The sequence below is a fragment of the Staphylococcus sp. aM genome, assembly GCF_052975125.1.
On sequence record NZ_CP121447.1, the window covers coordinates 293,001 to 314,177 of the forward strand.

At 34.0% G+C, this 21,177-nt stretch carries 17 protein-coding genes; 16 read left to right on the plus strand and 1 reads right to left on the minus strand.

Features of this window, described 5'->3' with window-relative positions; translation table 11 throughout:
* Window positions 1-313 precede the first annotated feature (313 nt).
* From betB to P7F85_RS01360, 14 genes are all read left to right on the plus strand, one after another.
* Window positions 314-1,804 (plus strand): betaine-aldehyde dehydrogenase, encoded by a 1,491-nt coding sequence (gene betB, locus P7F85_RS01295; protein ID WP_002465377.1) that lies wholly within the window; start codon window positions 314-316, stop codon window positions 1,802-1,804.
* A gap of 135 nt (window positions 1,805-1,939) precedes the next feature.
* The gene (gene betA / locus P7F85_RS01300) at window positions 1,940-3,649 is read left to right on the plus strand and encodes a choline dehydrogenase (RefSeq protein ID WP_002465372.1); all 1,710 of its coding nucleotides are present in this window, start codon (window positions 1,940-1,942) and stop codon (window positions 3,647-3,649) included.
* Between the two features lie 146 nt (window positions 3,650-3,795).
* Window positions 3,796-4,971: a M20 family metallopeptidase gene (locus P7F85_RS01305; protein WP_002465369.1), complete on the plus strand. Its 1,176-nt coding sequence runs from the start codon at window positions 3,796-3,798 to the stop codon at window positions 4,969-4,971.
* Window positions 4,972-4,988: 17 nt separating this feature from the next.
* Entirely contained in the window at window positions 4,989-6,377 is a 1,389-nt protein-coding gene (locus P7F85_RS01310) for an MFS transporter (RefSeq protein WP_002465391.1), read from the plus strand.
* A 140-nt stretch (window positions 6,378-6,517) separates the two neighbouring features.
* The gene (locus P7F85_RS01315) at window positions 6,518-6,727 is read left to right on the plus strand and encodes a sterile alpha motif-like domain-containing protein (RefSeq protein ID WP_002465387.1); all 210 of its coding nucleotides are present in this window, start codon (window positions 6,518-6,520) and stop codon (window positions 6,725-6,727) included.
* 35 nt (window positions 6,728-6,762) lie between these two features.
* Window positions 6,763-7,236, plus strand: a complete 474-nt coding sequence (locus tag P7F85_RS01320) for an antibiotic biosynthesis monooxygenase family protein (protein WP_002465381.1) — start codon at window positions 6,763-6,765, stop codon at window positions 7,234-7,236.
* A gap of 157 nt (window positions 7,237-7,393) precedes the next feature.
* Window positions 7,394-8,983, plus strand: coding sequence for an acyl-CoA synthetase MbcS (gene mbcS / locus P7F85_RS01325; protein WP_002465382.1), 1,590 nt, complete (start codon window positions 7,394-7,396; stop codon window positions 8,981-8,983).
* 237 nt (window positions 8,984-9,220) lie between these two features.
* On the plus strand, window positions 9,221-11,851 hold the full coding sequence (ppdK, locus tag P7F85_RS01330; RefSeq protein ID WP_002466525.1) for a pyruvate, phosphate dikinase: 2,631 nt from the start codon (window positions 9,221-9,223) through the stop codon (window positions 11,849-11,851).
* A 1-nt stretch (window position 11,852) separates the two neighbouring features.
* Window positions 11,853-12,677, plus strand: coding sequence for a pyruvate, water dikinase regulatory protein (locus tag P7F85_RS01335; protein ID WP_015364657.1), 825 nt, complete (start codon window positions 11,853-11,855; stop codon window positions 12,675-12,677).
* 272 nt (window positions 12,678-12,949) lie between these two features.
* Window positions 12,950-14,449, plus strand: coding sequence for an L-lactate dehydrogenase (quinone) (lqo, locus tag P7F85_RS01340; RefSeq protein ID WP_015364658.1), 1,500 nt, complete (start codon window positions 12,950-12,952; stop codon window positions 14,447-14,449).
* A gap of 120 nt (window positions 14,450-14,569) precedes the next feature.
* Window positions 14,570-16,009 (plus strand): 6-phospho-beta-glucosidase, encoded by a 1,440-nt coding sequence (locus P7F85_RS01345; RefSeq protein ID WP_002465927.1) that lies wholly within the window; start codon window positions 14,570-14,572, stop codon window positions 16,007-16,009.
* A gap of 36 nt (window positions 16,010-16,045) precedes the next feature.
* Window positions 16,046-16,366, plus strand: a complete 321-nt coding sequence (locus tag P7F85_RS01350; protein ID WP_002465921.1) for a YciI family protein — start codon at window positions 16,046-16,048, stop codon at window positions 16,364-16,366.
* A gap of 135 nt (window positions 16,367-16,501) precedes the next feature.
* The gene (locus tag P7F85_RS01355) at window positions 16,502-17,080 is read left to right on the plus strand and encodes a PadR family transcriptional regulator (protein ID WP_002465926.1); all 579 of its coding nucleotides are present in this window, start codon (window positions 16,502-16,504) and stop codon (window positions 17,078-17,080) included.
* 31 nt (window positions 17,081-17,111) lie between these two features.
* The gene (locus P7F85_RS01360; RefSeq protein ID WP_002465922.1) at window positions 17,112-18,248 is read left to right on the plus strand and encodes an FAD-dependent oxidoreductase; all 1,137 of its coding nucleotides are present in this window, start codon (window positions 17,112-17,114) and stop codon (window positions 18,246-18,248) included.
* A gap of 65 nt (window positions 18,249-18,313) precedes the next feature.
* Here the strand turns inward: P7F85_RS01360 and P7F85_RS01365 are convergent, their stop codons facing one another.
* Window positions 18,314-19,204: a fructose bisphosphate aldolase gene (locus tag P7F85_RS01365; protein ID WP_002451238.1), complete on the minus strand. Its 891-nt coding sequence runs from the start codon at window positions 19,202-19,204 to the stop codon at window positions 18,314-18,316.
* Between the two features lie 154 nt (window positions 19,205-19,358).
* On the opposite strand from P7F85_RS01365, the gene P7F85_RS01370 reads away from it, so the two are divergent.
* Together P7F85_RS01370 and P7F85_RS01375 are read left to right on the plus strand one after the other, a co-directional pair.
* A complete protein-coding gene (locus tag P7F85_RS01370) occupies window positions 19,359-19,817 on the plus strand; it encodes a hypothetical protein (protein WP_002465925.1) in 459 nt (152 codons plus the stop codon).
* Window positions 19,818-19,961: 144 nt separating this feature from the next.
* The gene (locus P7F85_RS01375) at window positions 19,962-21,170 is read left to right on the plus strand and encodes a putative glycoside hydrolase (RefSeq protein WP_046464454.1); all 1,209 of its coding nucleotides are present in this window, start codon (window positions 19,962-19,964) and stop codon (window positions 21,168-21,170) included.
* Window positions 21,171-21,177: the final 7 nt, after the last annotated feature.

Genomic DNA, 21,177 nt, shown 5'->3' on the forward strand with positions numbered 1-21,177 from the left:
TTGTACTAGAGACGTTCGAATCAGCTCAAAAGGAACACACTAGCTAAAGCTAGTGCGTAAGAATCACTAGCTTAATAAAATTAAGAGTGATTCTTTATTTTCCAGACCTTTTGACGGCTTCCGAAAAGCAGGATTTTCGGCTGAAATACTCACGATGCATAAAATTTGAAAAGCAATTTTATTTATCGTTCGAATCAGCTCAAATCCTAAGCGCTTTTCTTCAGACCTTTTGACATGTTTTCGTTTTATATGCTAACATATTTCTGTAAAATTCGTTAAATAAAAATTTAACAAACTTAACGGAGGTATTTTGATGGAACTTGTAAAGCGCTTGTCAAACCGTCAATTCATTGATGGTGAATGGGTAGATAGCTCAAATAAAAACACGAGAGATATAATCAATCCTTATAATCAAGAAGTTATTTTCACGGTAGCTGAAGGTACAAAAGAAGATGTAGAACGTGCTATTTTAGCGGCAAGACGATCATTTGAAGATGGTGAGTTGTCCTCAGAAACAAGTGAAGTCAGAGGTCAAAAAGTCAGAGCCATTGCAGATAAAATCAAAGAACATCGTGAAGAATTAGCAAAATTAGAAACATTAGATACAGGTAAAACATTAGAAGAATCTTATGCAGATATGGATGATATTCATAATGTATTTATGTATTTTGCAGGATTAGCTGATAAAGACGGTGGCGAAATAATTAATACACCAATTCCTAATTCAGAAAGTAAAGTCGTTAAAGAACCAGTCGGTGTGGTGACACAAATTACACCTTGGAACTATCCTTTATTACAAGCGTCTTGGAAAATCGCACCAGCATTAGCAACTGGATGTTCATTGGTTATGAAGCCTAGTGAAATTACACCACTAACAACAATTCGAGTATTCGAATTGATGGAAGAAGTTGGTTTCCCTAAAGGTACAATTAATTTAGTTTTAGGTGCCGGTTCAGAAATTGGTGATGTTATGTCAGGTCACGAAGAAGTGGATCTTGTTTCATTTACAGGTGGTATCAAGACTGGTAAACATATCATGAAACAAGCAGCAGATCATGTAACTAATGTGGCTTTAGAGCTTGGCGGTAAGAATCCAAACATCATTTTTGATGACGCAGATTTTGAATTAGCAGTTGACCAAGCATTGAATGGTGGTTACTTCCACGCTGGACAAGTATGCTCAGCAGGTTCAAGAATATTAGTGCATAACGATATTAAAGAAGACTTTGAAAAGGCACTTATCGACCGTGTTAGCAAAATTAAACTAGGTAATGGATTTGATGATGATACAGAAATGGGTCCAGTCATTTCACAAGAACATAGAGATAAAATTGAGAAATATATGGAAGTTGCCAAAGAAGAAGGCGCTACAATAGCTATTGGCGGTAAACGTCCTGAAAGAGAAGATTTACAAGCCGGTTTATTCTTCGAACCAACTGTTATTACGAATTGTGATACATCAATGCGTATTGTACAAGAAGAGGTATTTGGACCAGTTGTTACAGTAGAAGGATTTTCTGATGAAGCAGAAGCTATTCGCTTAGCTAACGATTCTATTTATGGATTAGCAGGTGCGGTATTTAGTAAAGATATCGGAAAAGCACAACGTGTTGCTAACAAATTAAAACTAGGTACTGTTTGGATTAATGATTTCCATCCATATTTCGCACAAGCACCATGGGGTGGATATAAACAATCAGGTATCGGTAGAGAACTCGGTAAAGAAGGATTAGAAGAGTATTTAACTTCAAAACACATCTTAACAAATACTAATCCAGAACCAGTTAACTTTTTCAGTAAATAAAACATAGTAATGAAACAGAGGTTCGAGTGACGCAAGTGACATGAGTTACTCAACCTCTTACATATTTCAGTACGATTCAAGATAACAATGAAAGAGATGCATACAAATAAAAATTGATTTCGGAGGTTATACGTGATGAGTAGAAAACATGATTCATACGATTACATCATTATTGGTGGCGGTAGCGCAGGATCAGTATTAGGTGCAAGACTAAGTGAAGATAAAGATAAAAATGTATTAGTATTAGAGGCAGGACGTAGTGACTATTTCTGGGATTTATTTATTCAAATGCCAGCTGCGTTAATGTTCCCATCTGGTAATCCATTATATGATTGGATTTATCAAACAGAAGAAGAACCACATATGGGACGTAAAGTAGACCACGCAAGAGGTAAAGTATTAGGTGGTTCAAGTTCAATTAACGGTATGATTTATCAAAGAGGTAACCCAATGGACTATGAAGGTTGGGCAGAACCTGAAGGTATGGAAACTTGGGACTTTGCACATTGTTTACCATACTTTAAAAAATTAGAAACAACTTATGGTTCAGCGCCATATGATAAATATAGAGGACATGATGGCCCAATCAAACTAAAACGTGGTCCAGCAACCAATCCATTATTCAAATCTTTCTTTGATGCCGGTGTTGAAGCAGGATATCATAAAACCCCTGACGTGAATGGTTTCCGTCAAGAAGGTTTCGGCCCATTCGATAGTCAAGTACACCATGGACGCCGTATGTCAGCATCAAGAGCTTATTTAAGACCAGCTATGAAACGTAAAAATTTAGATGTAGAAACAAGAGCATTTGTAACTAAAATTAATTTCGATGGTAGAAGAGCAACGGGTGTTACTTACAAGAAAAATGGTAAAGAAATAACAATTAATGCCAAAGAAGTTATTTTATCAGGTGGTGCTTTCAATACACCACAATTATTACAACTTTCTGGTATTGGTGATTCAGAATTCTTGAAATCTAAAGGTATCGAACCTCGTGTTCATTTACCTGGTGTTGGTGAAAACTTTGAAGACCACTTAGAAGTGTATATTCAACATGAATGTAAAGAGCCTGTGTCATTACAACCTAGTTTAGATGTTAAACGCATGCCATTTATCGGTTTACAATGGATTTTCGCACGTAAAGGTGCTGCAGCTTCTAACCACTTCGAGGGTGGCGGTTTCGTACGTTCAAATAATGAAGTAGATTATCCTAACTTAATGTTCCACTTCTTACCAATTGCAGTACGTTACGATGGTCAAAAAGCACCTGTCGCACATGGTTACCAAGTTCACGTTGGACCAATGTATTCTAATTCACGCGGTAGCTTAAAAATTAAATCTAAAGATCCATTTGAAAAACCAAGTATCGTCTTTAACTATTTATCAACCAAAGAAGATGAGCGTGAATGGGTAGAAGCTATTCGAGTTGCAAGAAACATTTTATCTCAAAAAGCAATGGACCCATTTAATGCTGGAGAAATTTCACCAGGACCATCTGTTCAAACAGATGAAGAAATTTTAGATTGGGTACGTAAAGACGGTGAAACAGCGTTACATCCATCATGCAGTGCGAAAATGGGACCTGCATCAGATCCAATGGCAGTTGTAGACCCACTTACAATGAAAGTTCATGGTATGGAAAATTTACGTGTTGTTGATGCCTCAGCAATGCCTAGAACAACAAACGGAAATATTCATGCACCAGTTCTAATGTTAGCAGAAAAAGCTGCTGATATTATTCGTGGTAGAAAGCCATTAGAACCTCAATATGTTGATTATTATAAACATGGTGTTCATGATGAAATGGCTGGCGCTAAAGAAAACGATCCATTTTATAAACATTAAATCTTTTCAATTAATCACTTCGGTATGACATATTCATATCGAAGTGATTTTTTATATTTTCATAACGATGTCTTTAACAATGTAAAGTGTGACACAACAATAAATGGGAATAACGTATTATAATATAGATAAAAGGAGAGGATTTTATGAGTAATACTTTAGTTGAACGTCTACGTGAAAAAGAAGATAGAATGATTGAGATTAGAAGATATCTTCACCAACATCCTGAATTGTCATTTAAAGAAGTAGAAACACCTAAATACATCGCTAACTTTTACAAAGATAAAGATTGTAAAGTAGAAACGAATGTAGGACAAAATGGTGTAAAAGTAACGATTGATAGTGGTAAACCTGGTAAAACACTTGCAATTCGTGCTGATTTTGATGCGTTGCCAATTAAAGAAGAAACTGGGTTACCATTCGCCTCTGAGAATGAAGGTGTTATGCATGCGTGTGGACACGATGCACATACTGCTTATATGTTAATTTTGGCTGAAACACTTATCGAAATGAAAGACCAATTTAAAGGTAAAGTTATTGTTATTCATCAGCCAGCTGAAGAAATGCCTCCTGGTGGTGCGCAAGGTATGATTAAAGACGGTGTCTTAGAAGGTGTTGATCATGTACTAGGCGCACACGTCATGAGTACGATGGAAGCTGGTAAAGTCTTTTATAAAGAAGGATTTGTTCAAACAGGACGTGCGTATTTCAAACTTACTGTTCATGGTAAAGGTGGTCATGGGTCATCACCCCACATGGCAAACGATGCGATCGTTGCGGGGGCTAACTTTGTGACAACAGCACAAACTGTAGTGTCTAGACGCTTAAGTCCATTTGAAACAGGTGTTGTAACTATTGGTTCATTTGACGGTAAAGGTCAATTTAATGTTATTAAAGATAGTATTGAAATTGAAGGTGACGTGCGCGCATTAACAGATGATACTAGAGATACAATTGAAAAAGAATTAACGCGTCTCGTAGAAGGATTAGAAAGTACATTCGGTGTGACATGTGATTTTGAATTTAATAAAGACTATCCTGCATTATACAATAACCCAGAATTTACATCTTACGTTGCTGACACAATTAAAAATGCAGGAGACAATGATATTAAAGGTGTTGAAGAATGTGAACCACAACCACCGTCTGAAGATTTTGCGTTTTATGCAGTAGAATTACCAAGTACATTTATTTACTCAGGTGCTGCACCTGAAGACGGTGAGATTTATCCGCATCATCACCCTAAATTTAATATTAGCGAATCTTCTATGTTAGTTGCAGCTGAAGCAGTGGGTACTGTTGTGCTAGATTACTTGAATTAAAGGAGATTAATACAACTATGAATCAACAACAAGAATTTAAAGGTAATAATAGATTATTAATTGGTATTGTTTTATCGGTGTTAACATTTTGGCTATTTGCGACGTCATTAGTTAACGTGATTCCAACATTGACGCAAGCATTTCATAGTCGTTTAGAGACAATCAGTATAGCCGTCAGTCTAACAGCACTCTTTTGTGGAATGTTTGTTGTAGGTGCTGGCGGTCTTGCTGATACATATGGGCGTGTCAAATTAACGAATATCGGTTTGTGGCTTAATATCATAGGATCATTACTTGTTATTGCTACATCTTTTGTGCCATTACTATTAATAGGAAGAGCAATTCAAGGTTTATCCGCAGCAGCCATTATGCCGGCGACTTTAGCAATAGTGAAAACATACTATCACGGTAAAGATAGACAACGTGCATTGAGTTTTTGGTCCATAGGCTCTTGGGGTGGCTCAGGTTTAGCATCTATATTTGGTGGTGTAATGACTACATTTTTAGGATGGAAATATATATTTATATTTTCTATTATCGCGTCGCTTATTGCGTTGTTGCTTATTAAGGGCACACCAGAAACAACTGCATACCTAGGCAAAGAAAAGAAACGCTTTGATGTTATAGGTGTAGGGTTGCTTGTTTTAATTATGCTCAGTATCAATATTGTTATTACGCAAGGGTCAAAGATGGGATGGCTTTCTATATTTATCATATGTTTGATATGTTTTTGTATTACGATGGCTATCATATTTTATTACTTTGAAAGAAAATCATCGTATCCCTTAATAGATTTTAATCTTTTTAATAATAGATTATATTCGGTTGCAACATTAGCTAACTTTTTACTAAATACAGTGGCAGGAACACTCATTGTTGCGAATACGTTTGTACAACAAGGTTTAGGATTTTCTGCTTTTAAAGCAGGTATGTTATCAATCACATATTTAGTTGCTGTGCTTTCTATGATAAGAGTTGGCGAAATGTTTTTAAGAAAAGTGGGACCCAGACAACCAATGTTACTTGGTACGTTTTCAACCATGTTAGGCGTGTTATTCATGTCGATGACTATGCTCTCGGTTACAAGTTACATTGTAGTTTGTGTATTAGGTTATTTGTTATTTGGATTGGGATTAGGTTTGTTTGCAACACCATCCACAGATACTGCCATTTCCAATTGTTCAGAATCAGAAGTAGGTGTGGCAGCAGGTATATATAAAATGGCCTCATCTTTAGGTGGTGCATTTGGTATTACTTTAGCCGGTACGATTTATAGTGTAATGGCAAGTACATCTTCTATTGCTACTGGTGCTATGATAAGCTTCTGGTTTAATGCTTTAATGGCATTAAGTTCATTTTTAGTAGTTTGTGTAGCTTTGCCTAAATTATCACGTCGCTCAAAATAATATCAATCATGTAAAACGACTTACATGTGAGTTGATATAATTTTGAAAATGAAAAAAGTTTAATGCTATTTGATTGATAGTGATGTTTTATTGCGCGTTTCGTGATAGTATAGTAGCAATAAGTAAGATGAGGTGATAGCGTGACGTTTTATGAATTTATACAAAGTTTTACGGGGGACCAGACACCTCTAGGCGAACTTGCGGCATGGGTAGATAAGGATATACAATTTCCAAAAGAAGAAAAACTAGCTGATAATATATTATTATATTTTAAGCAAGTGACTAATTTAGACGATGAAATATTAGAAATAGTTAAAAGATCACTCTCATTATACGAACAAGCTGTATAAAGAAAAGTAAAAATGAATTAGGATGAAGGAATAACATGTTATTGAATGATTACTATAAAACATATAAGATGAATGAATCAGACGATACATTTATGATCGAGAAAAATAATGATGCTCAGTATTATGACATCTTAGAATCGATTAATGAGCTATCAAATGATACATTTTGTGTGCTCAATCATTTATATGTCAATGAAGATAAAGAAACTCAATTTGAAGATAAATTTTTAGGACGTCAAAAGCATTTGCAAGATGTACCAGGATTTAAAGCGTTACGTTTTCTTAGACCTCAAACTAAACATAAACATTATATTATAGTGACTTTATGGCAATCGAGACAAGCCTTTTATGATTGGCAAAAGTCATCAGCATACGCACAAACACATCGCAAACGTGGAACAAAACGTGGCGTTGATAACCTAATTGTCAATCGTGATTTGTCATATAATATTAGAATAGAACTTGAAGATATGGCCAATCAGTTTCTAAATTATGAAGATATATTCTAATATATAAAGAAACGGTACAGAAATTATTTCTGTACCGTTTTTTGATGAATATGAAAGTCATATTAGTTTGGTCGTCTGTCAATAAAGAGTAAAATATATCAATGTGATAATACATTTGATAAAATTGAAAAGAATGACATGGAAAGGGAGTAAAAATATGCAAAAAACAGATTTACTTGCACCTGAAAAGTATAATATTACATCAGCAATAGAACAATATGCTACAGATGCAACTAAAAAAGCAATTATTTACAAAGATTCAGAACATGATCATATTGAAGTGACTTATCAAGAATTGATAAAAAATGCGAATAAAGTAGGTAATATTTTCAAAAAGCATGGCTTGAAACATGGAGACAAAGTATTAATTATGATGCCAAGAGCTATAGCTACATATGAATTATATATTGCAGCATTAAAATTAGGGATTGCCATCATTCCAAGTTCTGAAATGTTACGTACCAAAGACTTACAATATCGAGTAAGCCACGGTGAAATTGATGCGGTTATTTCATTTGGGAAATTTATTAAGGAATTTGAAGGGTTAAAAGAATATCAAAACCTTACTAAATTTATTGTTGGTGATACACATCCAGATTGGATTTCAATTGAAGAAGAGAAACCCAATGCAAGTGATGAACTAGAAGTGACTGATACTTCTCGAGAAGATGTTGCGATTTTATCATACACGTCTGGTACTACTGGTAATCCAAAAGCTGTTACTCATACACATGGTTGGGGTTATGCGCATTTACAAATGGCACCTAAACATTGGTTATGTATTAAAGAAGATGATCTTGTTTGGGCGACTGCAGCGCCAGGTTGGCAAAAATGGGTATGGAGTCCATTTTTATCAAGTTTAGGTTCAGGGGCAACAGCGTTTGTATATAACGGTCGTTTTAAACCAGAAACATATTTAGAATTATTACAAGAATATCAAATCAATGTATTATGTTGTACGCCGACAGAATATCGTATGATGGCTAAATTACAAAATTTAGATGATTATCATTTAGAACATCTGCATAGTGCAGTGTCAGCGGGTGAACCATTAAATAGGGAAGTCGTTGAACAATTTAAAAAGTATTTTAATATCACAGTGAGAGACGGCTATGGTCAAACAGAAAGTACATTATTAATTGGTTTCTTAAAAGATACAGCATCTCGTCCAGGTGCGATGGGTAAATCTATTCCAGGTAGTTATACAACTATTATTGATGACGATGGAAATGAAGTGGAACCTAACGTCAAAGGTAATATTGCTGTGCCGTTAGACTTACCAGCGCTATTTAAAGGGTATTTCAAAGAACCAGAACGAACTGCAGCTGCAAGATTAGGCGATTATTATGTGACTGGAGATTTAGCTCATCAAGACGAAGATGGTTATTTCTGGTTTGAAGGTCGTAAAGATGACATCATTATTAGTTCTGGTTATACGATTGGACCATTTGAAGTAGAAGATGCATTGACAAATCATCCTGCTGTTAAAGAATGTGCTGTCGTAGCAAGTCCACATGAATTAAGAGGTAATATTGTTAAAGCGTTTATAATTCTTCAAAATGGATACACAGGTGATGACGAGCTAATTAAAGAACTTCAAACCTTTACAAAAAATGAAGTTGCACCATATAAATATCCACGTGCAATAGAATTTGTAGAAGAATTACCAAAAACAAATTCAGGTAAAATTAGACGTGTAGAATTAAGAGATGCAGAAGTAGAAAAATATAACCAAGAACATGAATAAAATATAAAGTGAGAAAAACCTGAGCATTGGATCCATGCTCAGGTTTTTTATTAGTATGACACATTGTTTGTAAAAAGATGGCTGAAACAACTATAGATTTTTAGTACAAATATTAGATGAATTGTGACAATAATAAAAACTTTGCGTAATCGTTTTCATATCATGCTTGTATTTTTCTTTTTATTATGACATACTCAAAATTAATTAGTATGACATAATAAAAAGAGGTGCTTACTTATGACAAAATTGATTTATGCATTTGATGAAGGACAAAAATCTATGAAAGACTTATTGGGGGGAAAGGGTGCTAATTTATCGGAAATGAAACGATTGGGTTTACCTGTTCCAGACGGTTTTACGATTACGACAGAAGCTTGTATAGATTACTTAAAGCAAGGTGAACATTTATCAGACGAAGTAAAGTCACAATTACATGACCACTTAACTGCTTTTTCAAATAGAACAGGCAAATCTTTTTCATCTCAGGATCATTTATTACTTGTATCAGTACGAAGTGGTGCGAAAATATCTATGCCAGGTATGATGGATACCATATTAAATTTAGGATTAAATGATGAGAATGTAGAAAAACTTGCCACTAAAACAGATGATGCTCGATTTGCATATGATTGCTATCGACGTTTATTACAAATGTTTGGTGATGTTGTATATGGCGTACCAATGACTCATTTTGATACATATTTTGAACAATATAAAAAAGCGCATCAATATAACTCTGATGCTGATATTACTGCTGAAGGATTAAAAGAAATTTGTGAACAATATAAAGGGATTTATTTAGAACATGGTCATAAACCCTTCCCTCAAGATCCGCTTCAACAATTAGAAGAATCCATTGAAGCTGTATTTAAGTCTTGGGATAATGATCGTGCTCGTGTCTATAGAGATTTAAATGATATTCCACATGATATTGGTACAGCTGTGAACATTCAGGAAATGGTATTTGGTAATAGTGGTGAACGAAGTGGTACAGGCGTGGCATTTACTAGAAACCCTGTGACAGGAGAGAATCAATTATTTGGAGAATATCTATTAAATGCTCAAGGTGAAGATGTCGTAGCAGGTATTCGTACACCCAAGGATATTGATACATTGAAGGAACAAATGCCAGATGTGCATCAACAATTTGTCAATGTGACGAAACAATTAGAAACGCATTATAAAGATTTACAAGACATTGAATTTACGATTGAAAATGGAAGATTGTATTTATTACAAACGCGTAATGGTAAGCGTACGGCTCGAGCAGCTATTAAAGTGGCTGTTGATTTGGTTAATGAAGGGCTCATTACTAAAGAAGAAGCTGTGACACAAGTTGATGTAAAATCAATCGAGACATTATTACATCCTAATTTTAAAGAAGAAGCATTAAAACAAGCGACGGTTATTTCGAAAATGGGGCTACCTGCAAGTCCAGGTGCAGCGACAGGAAAAGTTGTATTTTCAGCTGAAGAAGCTAAAGTTCAAGCAGAGAATGGTGACAGTGTTATTTTAATGAGACCTGAAACATCTCCGGAAGATATCGAAGGTATGGTGGCGAGTGAAGCTATTGTAACTACACATGGAGGAATGACATCACATGCTGCAGTTGTCGCTAGAGGGATGGGGAAATGTTGTGTGACAGGTTGTTCTGATGTCGAAATTGATACAGTAAACAAAACAGTACATTACCCTAATGGTGATATGTTACATGAAGGAGATATCATTTCTGTCGATGGTAGCGCTGGAGATTTATATCTTGGAGAAATTGAAACAGTTAGCGCTGAACATAGTGATGAGTTCGAACAATTTATGCAATGGTCAGAAGAAATTGCACGATTACAGGTACGAATGAACGCAGAAACACCACAAGATATACAAGCAGGTTATCAGTTTAATGCTAAAGGTATTGGCTTAGTGCGTACAGAGCATATGTTTTTCGGTGCGGAACGCCTTGTGGAAATGCGTCGATTTATATTAGCTTCTAATTATGATGAACGTGTAGAAGCATTAAATAAAATCAAGACATATCAAATTGAAGACTTTGAAGCCATATTTAAATTGTCATCTGGGCGACCAACAATTGTCCGATTATTAGATCCACCGTTACATGAGTTCTTACCATCAACAGAAGAAGATATTGCTATGGTTGCAGACCAATTAAATGTTTCTACAGCACATCTAAAACGAAGAATCAATGATTTGAATGAGGTTAACCCAATGTTAGGACATAGAGGATGTCGCCTAGCTATTACTTACCCTGAACTTTATGAAATGCAAGTTGAGGCAATCATGACTAGCGTGTTTAACCTTAAAAAAGAAGGTATTACATCTCAACCAGAAATCATGATTCCACTTGTATCTACAGTTGAAGAATTTACAACATTAAAATCACAATTAGTATCAACGATTCAGGATTTAGAAAATGATATGAAAGATAAAGTACATTACTTGATTGGCACTATGATAGAAACGCCAAGAGCATGTTTGATTGCGGACCAATTGGCACAACAATGTGACTTCTTTAGCTTTGGAACGAACGATTTGACGCAATTAACATATGGGTTCTCAAGAGATGATGCAGGTAAATTTATAAATGTGTATACTGAAAGTAATATATTACAGCTTGACCCTTTCCAAACGTTAGATCATGATGGCGTAGGTCAACTGATAGAGATAGCGGTCACAAATGCTAAGCGCGTTAATTCGTCCATTAAAATAGGTGTTTGTGGAGAATTAGGTGGAGATGCAAAATCAATACGTAGATTTAACCAATTGGACATTGATTATGTTTCATGTTCACCATTCCGTGTACCTGGAGCAATCCTAGCTACAGCTCAGAGTCAAGCTGAAGAAAGTGAGAGATAATGTGAAAGAACAACAAGCACAACAATTAACGATTTACATCGTTTCTGACTCTATAGGGGAAACGGCACAACGGATGATACATGCGACACTGACCCAATTTCCAGATTTAACACAAATAGAAATTAAGAAGTTCCCATATATTAAGGATGAAAATGAATTTCTTAATGTATTAGAATTAGCGCATGAAAAAAACGCGATAGTGGTTACAACACTGGTTAGTGAATCTTTCAATGCACTTGGTCATCAATATGCACAGGAACACCAAATATCATATATAGATTATATGTCGGAATTAATCACGATGATTGAGCAACATACGCAATCTACACCACTGATGGAAAGTGGCGCATTACGAAAAATGAACACAGAATATTTCAAACGTATTGAAGCTATAGAATATTCGGTTAAATATGATGATGGTAAACACTTCACGGATATTGGAGAAGCGGACGCCCTAATTGTTGGCGTATCTCGAACGTCTAAAACACCATTGAGTATGTATTTAGCCAATAAAGGTTATAAAATAGCGAATATACCATTAGTGCCAGAAGTGACGATTCCTGAAAGTGTATTTCAACATAAAGGACTAAAGGTATTCGGTTTAACAGCAAGTCCCAATTATATCGCTAATATTAGAAAAAATCGTGCTGAGGCGTTAGGTATTTCAAAAACGTCAACATACAACAGTTTAGACAGAATTAAAAAAGAATTATCCTATGCCGAAGAAATATTCAATAAATTAAATGCAACCGTGATTAACACAGAATATAAATCTATAGAAGAATCAGCATTTTATATTGAAAAGTTTTTACAACAAAACGATTAAAACATAATCATATTAAATGTTATTTTATAGTGACTTAATGTGACATATATACAATTTCATGTATTTATGGATAAAATATAATCACCTTCTAAATCAATTTCTATTATTATAAAGAATAATAATTTACTTTTATCAATGGTTGATTTAACATAAGAATAGAAGACTAGTTTACGAGATGAAATGTTAGAAAAATTGTATTAAATCCTGATTTAGTCAATAAAATGCAATTTTAGTGGACTGGTGTAAGTATTTATTTTGGAGAGGTGAACAACATGGCAAAGTCTGACAAAAAAGACGTGATTTTAATTGGTGCCGGTGTACTTAGTACAACTTTCGGATCAATGTTAAAAGAAATTGCGCCAGACTGGAATATTCATTTGTATGAACGCTTAGACCGTCCTGGTATTGAAAGTTCTAATGAACGTAACAATGCAGGTACAGGTCATGCTGCGCTTTGTGAATTGAACTATACTGTTCAACAACCTGATGGTTCAATTGATATCGAAAAAGCGAAAGAAATCAACGAACAGTTTGAGATTTCTAAACAATTTTGGGGTCATTTAGTTAAATCAGGAAATATTGAAGACCCACGCGCATTTATTAATCCATTACCTCATATTAGTTTTGTAAGAGGTAAAAATAACGTTAAATTCTTAAAAGATCGTTATGAAAAAATGAAAGCTTTCCCAATGTTCGATAATATCGAATACACTGAAGATATCGAAGTAATGAGAAAGTGGATTCCATTAATGATGAAAGGTCGCCAAAATGATGGTGGCTACATGGCAGCAAGTAAAATTGATGAAGGTACAGATGTAAACTACGGTGAATTAACACGTAAGATGGCACAACACCTTCAAGAAACTGATAATGTAGAAGTAAAATACAATCATGAAGTGGTTGATTTTACACGTTTATCAAATGGTAAATGGTCAGTAAAAATTAAAAACCGTAACACAGGTGACGTGTTTGAACAAGAAACGGACTATGTATTTATTGGTGCTGGTGGTGGCGCAATTCCACTATTACAAAAAACAGGTATCCCTGAAAGTAAACATTTAGGTGGATTCCCAATCAGTGGACAATTCATTGCATGTACAAACCCAGAAGTCATCAAACAACACGATGCCAAAGTGTATGGTAAAGAACCACCTGGCACACCACCAATGACTGTACCTCATTTAGATACACGTTATATTGATGGTGAAAGAACATTATTATTCGGACCATTTGCGAACGTAGGTCCTAAATTCCTTAAGAATGGTTCAAACTTAGATTTATTCAAATCTGTAAAACCATACAATATTACAACTTTACTAGCATCTGCGGTTAAAAACTTACCATTAATTAAATATTCATTTGACCAAGTGATTATGACTAAAGAAGGTTGTATGAATCATTTACGTACGTTCTATCCAGAAGCACGTGATGAAGATTGGCAAGTTTATACAGCAGGTAAACGTGTACAAGTTATTAAAGATACAGAAGAACATGGTAAAGGTTATATTCAGTTCGGTACTGAAGTAGTGAATTCACAAGACCACTCAGTGATTGCATTATTAGGCGAATCACCAGGGGCTTCAACTTCAGTATCTGTAGCATTAGAAGTTCTTGAGAAAAACTTCGCTGAATATGCTGATGAATGGAAACCATTAATTAAGAAAATGATTCCATCATATGGAGAATCATTAATTGAAGATGAACAATTAATGAGAAAAATCCGTAAACAAACTTCAAAAGACCTTAAATTAGGTTTCTATGGAGAAAAATAATTAAAATTAACTCAACCAAAGCGTAAATGAGCCTTGGTTGAGTTTTTTTGTTTTGTTATAAAGTTTGAACTTTTAATTGATATAATGAATGTAACAGATAAAGAAATGAGGGGTTGTAGTATGTCTAAATTACCTAATGATTTTTTATGGGGTGGCGCATTAGCGGCTAACCAATTTGAAGGTGGCTATGATCAAGGTGGAAAAGGACTAAGTGTGATTGATGTGATGACAGCAGGTGAACATGGGAAAGCACGTGAAATCACTCAAGAAGTAGAAGCAGACAAGTATTATCCTAATCACGAAGGTATTGACTTCTATCATCGTTATAAAGAAGATGTGAAATTATTTAGTGAAATGGGATTAAAATGTCTCCGTACTTCTATTGCTTGGACACGTATTTTCCCTAATGGAGATGAAGAAGAACCTAATGAAGAAGGACTAAAATTTTATGATGACTTATTTGATGAATTATTAAAATATGGTATTCAACCGGTCATTACGTTATCACATTTTGAAATGCCATTACATCTTGCTAGAGAATATGGTGGGTTTAAAAATAGAAAAGTAGCAGATTTCTTTGCGCATTTTGCTGAAACAGTATTTCAACGTTATAAAGATAAAGTGAAATATTGGATGACATTCAATGAAATTAATAACCAGATGGATTTGAATAACCCTATCTTTTTATGGACAAACTCTGGTGTGTTATTATCCGAAGAAGATAATAAAGAAGAGGTTTTATATCAAGTCGCACATAATGAACTCATCGCAAGTGCCAAAGCTGTTAAAATTGGTAAAGACATTAATCCTGAATTTGAAATAGGCGCAATGATTTCACATGTACCTATTTATCCATATAGTTGTAATCCTAAAGATATGATGGAAGCGGAAATTGCAGGTAGAATGCGTTTCTTCTTCCCAGATGTGCAGGTTAGAGGGTATTACCCAGGTTATGCTACGAAAATGTTTGAAAGAGAAAATATTAACATAGGTTGGCTTGAAGGAGACGACCAAATTTTACAAGAAGGTACAGTCGATTACATTGGATTTAGCTATTATATGTCTACAGTAGTTAAACATGATAGTAATAGTAGTGTAGAAGATAACGTTGTGAACGGTGGCTTACCTAATTCAGTTGAAAATCCTTATATTCAAACTAGTGATTGGGGTTGGGCAATTGATCCGGTAGGTTTAAGATTCACATTGAATGTATTATATAATCGTTATCAAATTCCATTGTTTATAGTCGAAAATGGATTTGGTGCAGTTGATGAAATGGATGAAAAAGGAAATATACATGATGACTACCGTATTCAATATTTAAAAGAACATATTGAAGCCGCAATTGATGCAGTCGACCAGGATGGTGTTGACTTAATGGGTTATACACCTTGGGGTATTATAGATATTGTATCTTTCACTACTGGAGAAATGAAAAAACGATATGGTTTAATCCATGTTGATAGAGATAATAGAGGACAAGGTACACTCGAACGCACGAAAAAAGATTCTTTTGAATGGTATAGAAATGTGATTGAATCTAATGGAGAACGGTTATAAGAGTATCAAAAATGTATTAATAAAAAGGAGTATACTATGTCTTATTATTTAGTGAAATTTGTTCATACAGATATGAAAGGCTGGCAACAGCACATACGTGATCATGCTATTTATTTATATCAGCTCGTTGAATCTGGTGACTTATTAGTATCAGGCCCAGTCGAAAATGAGGATAAAAGTAAATTGGAGGCGTATTTAGTACTTAAAGCAAATAATGAAGACCAATTAATGTCATTACTCAAAGCTGATCCGTTTTGGAAAGAAGGATTAGTAGCGGATTATTCGATAGAACAATGGACACCTATGTTTGGTAAGCCAGAAAATATCGAGATAACTAGTCCTATAGAAGAAGATTAATCAATAAAAATGGTGCTATGAAAGGAAAAATCATAGTGCCATTTTTTTATTTTAAAATAATTAACGATATATCGTTGACAAGTTTCGATATATCGTTTAATATATCGATATATCGAAAAAAGAAAGGTGATTAACATGTTTAATAGAAATAATAATCGTATAAATAGAGGTATGAGACATTTTGAAGGATTTGATATGAACAGAGGCCAAGGTAGAGGGCCAGGTCAGTTTGGAGACTTTAGACAAATGAATGGTAGAGATAGATTCTTCAAAAAAGGAAATTTACAATTTGTAATTTTAGAAATGTTAAAAGAGGAACCAAGACATGGTTACCAAATTATTAAAGATTTAGAAGAAAAATTTAAAGGTTTTTATTCTCCAAGTCCAGGTTCAGTGTATCCTATTTTACAAATGTTAGAAGATAGAGACTTTGTCACAATCACTAAAGATGGCAATAAAAAAGTGTATTCAATTACAGAAGAAGGTCAACAATTTGTTGATGAAAACAAAGAAAATAGTGATTTTTCAGAACGCATGGCGCAATTTGAAAATGTAGACTTTGAAGAAATGAAACAATCACGCGAAAAGTTACACGATTTATTCCATTTATTTATGAAAGCATCAAAAGAATCTATGCAAGACAATGATAAAAAAGAACAGTTAGATAAGATTATAAAAGAAACAAAAGAGAAATTAGAACAATTATCTAAATAGAGATGTAGTTGTCGTGTAGGAGGTCTTTTCAATGAAAAAACAAAGAATTGGAATTATAGGTGCAGGTCCAGGAGGATTAATGTTAGGTTTGCTACTTCAACAACAAGGACATGACGTTTCAATATATGAAAAAGCGAGTCCAGATTCAAATCAAAAAAGAGGGGGCTCTCTTGATATACATGAAGAAAGTGGCCAATTAGCATTGAAAGAAGCGGATATATTCGAACGATTCCAAGCATTAGCCCGTGTAGAAGGGGAAGATACACGTGTGCTAGGTAAAGATGGCACTGTTTATTTTGAAGAAATTGGTCAAGGAACAGGCGATCGTCCTGAAATTGATCGAGGTAAACTATGTGACATTATTATTGAAAAGCTTAAAGAAGATACGATTCAATATGGCTATACGTATCAATCTTTAACAGAATTAGATAATGGTAAAGTAACTTTACAATTTTTAGAAGATGAAGTGCAACAGTTCGACATGGTTGTCGGTGCTGACGGCGCGTTCTCGAAAGTTAGAAATGATGTTGCACATGTAGATGTAACTTATAATGATATTTCAATGATTGAATTGAATATTGACGATGTTGTCAATAAACATCCAGACTTAGCTCAAATCAATAGTAATGGTAGCTTAGTCGCATTAGGAGATTATAAAGGTATATTAGGCCAGTTTACTGGTAATGGCCGTATTAAAGTATATGTTGCATTCCGCATGCCAAGTGAAAAGCTTGATGATTACAAAGCGTTATCAGTAGGTGAGTTGAAAGAACAATTACTTGAAGATTTCTCTGATTGGGATGAAGATCTTAAAAAATATATCAAATATGCTAGCGATGACGTGATGTGTAGAAGAATTTATAAATTGCCTATTGGTTTCAAATGGGACAATCATCCACATATTACTTTAATTGGTGATGCAGCGCATGTCATGAGCCCATTTGCGGGTGAAGGTGTTAATATGGCGCTATATGATGCTTATTTACTAGCTAAATCTATAGAACGCAATGAAGATTTACAAACGGCATTGAAACAGTATGAAGAAGCAATGTATGAAAGTTCGGCACCAAGAGCACAAGAGTCACAAGATAACTTAGAATTAATGTTTAGTCAAAATAGTGCACAAAAATTTGGTGATTTTTTCAACCAAGCTTTTGATGAAGCATAAAAAATAAAAATGACATAAAGAAAGGTCGTGCAGGAAAACTGCACGACCTTTTTTTAATGTGGAAATTAGTTTTTATTAACTGATGCATCGTAGATTGAATCTACAGCGTCACCTAATGCTTTATCGAATTCTTCTTGAGATTGGCTAGCTCTTAAGTCACTAGCTAATGCACGTGAGAAGCTTGCGATAAGTTCATCGTTATCTTTTAATAATTTGTTAGCTTCATCTCTGCTGTAACCACCAGAAAGTACTACAACACGTACAACATTTGGATGTTGAGCTAATTCTTTATATAAGTTAGGTTGAGTTGGGATAGTTAATTTAAGCATTACTAATTGATCACTGTCTAAACTATCTAAACCTTTTTTAAGTTCATCTTTTAAGACATTTTCAATTTCAGCTTTATCTTTAGCATTGATATTTACTTCAGGTTCAATAATTGGTACTAAACCTTTTGCAATAATTTTTTTAGCGAATTCAAATTGTTGTTCAACAACATCTTTGATACCTTGTTCGTTTAATTCTAAAATGTTTGAACGCATTTTAGTACCAAAAATATGACGTTCATTAGCACGATCTAATGTCTCGTCTAAATCGTCAATTGGTTTCATTAATTGAACACCGTTTTGTTCTTCAGCTAAACCTTTATCAACTTTTAAGAAAGGAACAACACCTTTATCAGCTAAATAGTCTCCAGTATATTTACCTTCAACTTCACGGTCCATTGTTTGTTCGAAAAGAATTGCACCTAGGATTTTATCAGCTGAGAATGATGGTGAAGTTACCACGCGAGTACGCATGTCATGCACAAGTTTGAACATTTCATCGTCATTGCTATATTCATCTTCGTTAACACCATATTCTTTAAGTGCTTTAGGGGTACTACCGCCACTTTGGTCTAATGCAGCGATAAATCCTTTACCATTCTTCATTTTTTCTAATTGTTCTTTATTCATACTTTCCACTCCTTAACTTAACTTTCATCTACAGTATGATAAAAAATATTGTTATTCTCAAGCGATTCAACTTATAATTACCTAGAAAATTACACTATAATAGTATAAAGTCAAAAAATCGCCTTATAATGTGATGATTTGAAGGAGGATAACAATGTATAACAAAGTTCTAGTTATAGGTAGTCCAGGGAGCGGTAAATCTGCGTTAAGTACTCATTTGTCTAAATATATGAGCTTGCCTCTTTATCATTTGGATCAAATCAATTGGAAAGATGATAATCAGACCATAGAACAAGATGAATTGATTAACGAAATCAAAGATATCTTGATACAACAATATTGGATTATTGATGGTAATTATATAGACACATTAGAACTGAGAGTAAGTCATGCTGAAGTTGTTATTTGGTTACAAGAAAAAAGAGTGACTTGTATATGGAGAGTACTAAAACGATATTTCCTACATGTCATTTGTAAGCAAACGATTGGAAAGAATCCTAAAACAATGAGTCTAGCGTTTTTAAAATTTATTTGGGATTTTCCAAAGATTAATAATGAACAAATAAAGAAGTTACAACATAAGTACCCAGAGAAATTATGGATTATCAAATAAAGAGATTAAATATATGTAATGTACATGCTATGTATGAAATATGATAATATATAATATAAGAAAAGATTAATGATTTTTAAAATTTTGTACCACTACATAAATTGTCTGTAAAAATCATTTTCAATACATAAAAGGGGATTAAGGATGAAGCAAAAGAAAATTTGGATTACATTAGCAGCAAGTGCATTAATAATTACTGGTTGTAGTTCCGGTCATGAGAATGATAAATCAAAAGATAATAAAGCAGAACAAACGGCTAATCAAAGAAATAAAGTCGCTTATCCTAAAGATGGTGTGAAAGGCATCTACGTTACAAGTAATTCAACACAAGGAGATAAAATTGACCAATTAATTAAATACGTGAAAGATGCCAAATTAAATGCAATGGTTATCGATGTCAAAGATGACGAAGGTAATGTCACTATGAAATTTAATACTGGAAATAAATTAATCGATAAAAATACTATGGATATTGCAGATGCTAAACCATTATTGAAAAAGTTAAAAGATAATGACATTTATCCTATCGCAAGAATCGTTACATTTAAAGATACTAAACTAGCTAAAGAACATCCAGAATGGTCATATAAAGAGAAAGATGGTTCTGTTTGGCAAAATGGTAAAGGGGATAGTTTTGTAAACCCATTTGTTAAAGATGTTTGGAAATATAATGTAAGTATTTCTAAAGAAGCAGCCAAAGCTGGTTTCCAAGATATTCAGTATGACTATGTTAGATTCCCAGAAGGATTTGAAAATGAAGCTGATCAATTAGATTACGATAAAGGTGATTATAAAAATAGTAAATTAAGTAAAGGCGATCAGCGTGTAGATGCTGTTACAAGTTATTTAGAATATGCACGTAAAGAATTAAAACCATACAATGTGAAAATATCAGCAGCTGTCTTTGGGTATTCCGCATTAGTGAAAAATGCACCAGGTATTGGTCAAAGCTTCCCTAAAATCTCTAAAAACGTAGATGCTATTTCTTCTATGATTTATCCATCACATTGGAGTCCAGGAGATTTTGGATTAGAAGCACCTGATACTGAACCATATAAAACGGTTAATAGATATATCCAAAAAGAAAATAATATATTAGATTCATTAGGTAAACAAAAACCGATTTCTCGTCCATGGATTCAAGACTTTACTGCTTCATATCTTGGAGAAGGTAACTATAAAGAATATGATGCAAAAGCATTATCTGATCAAGTACAGGCTTTAAAAGATAATGGCGTTAACGAATTCTTATTATGGAATGCTGGCAATGACTATACTAAAGGTGCCAACTTCAATCCTGAAAAAGGAAAGAATCAAGATAAAGATTACCAAAAAGAGAAAAAAGATAAATAGTTAATTA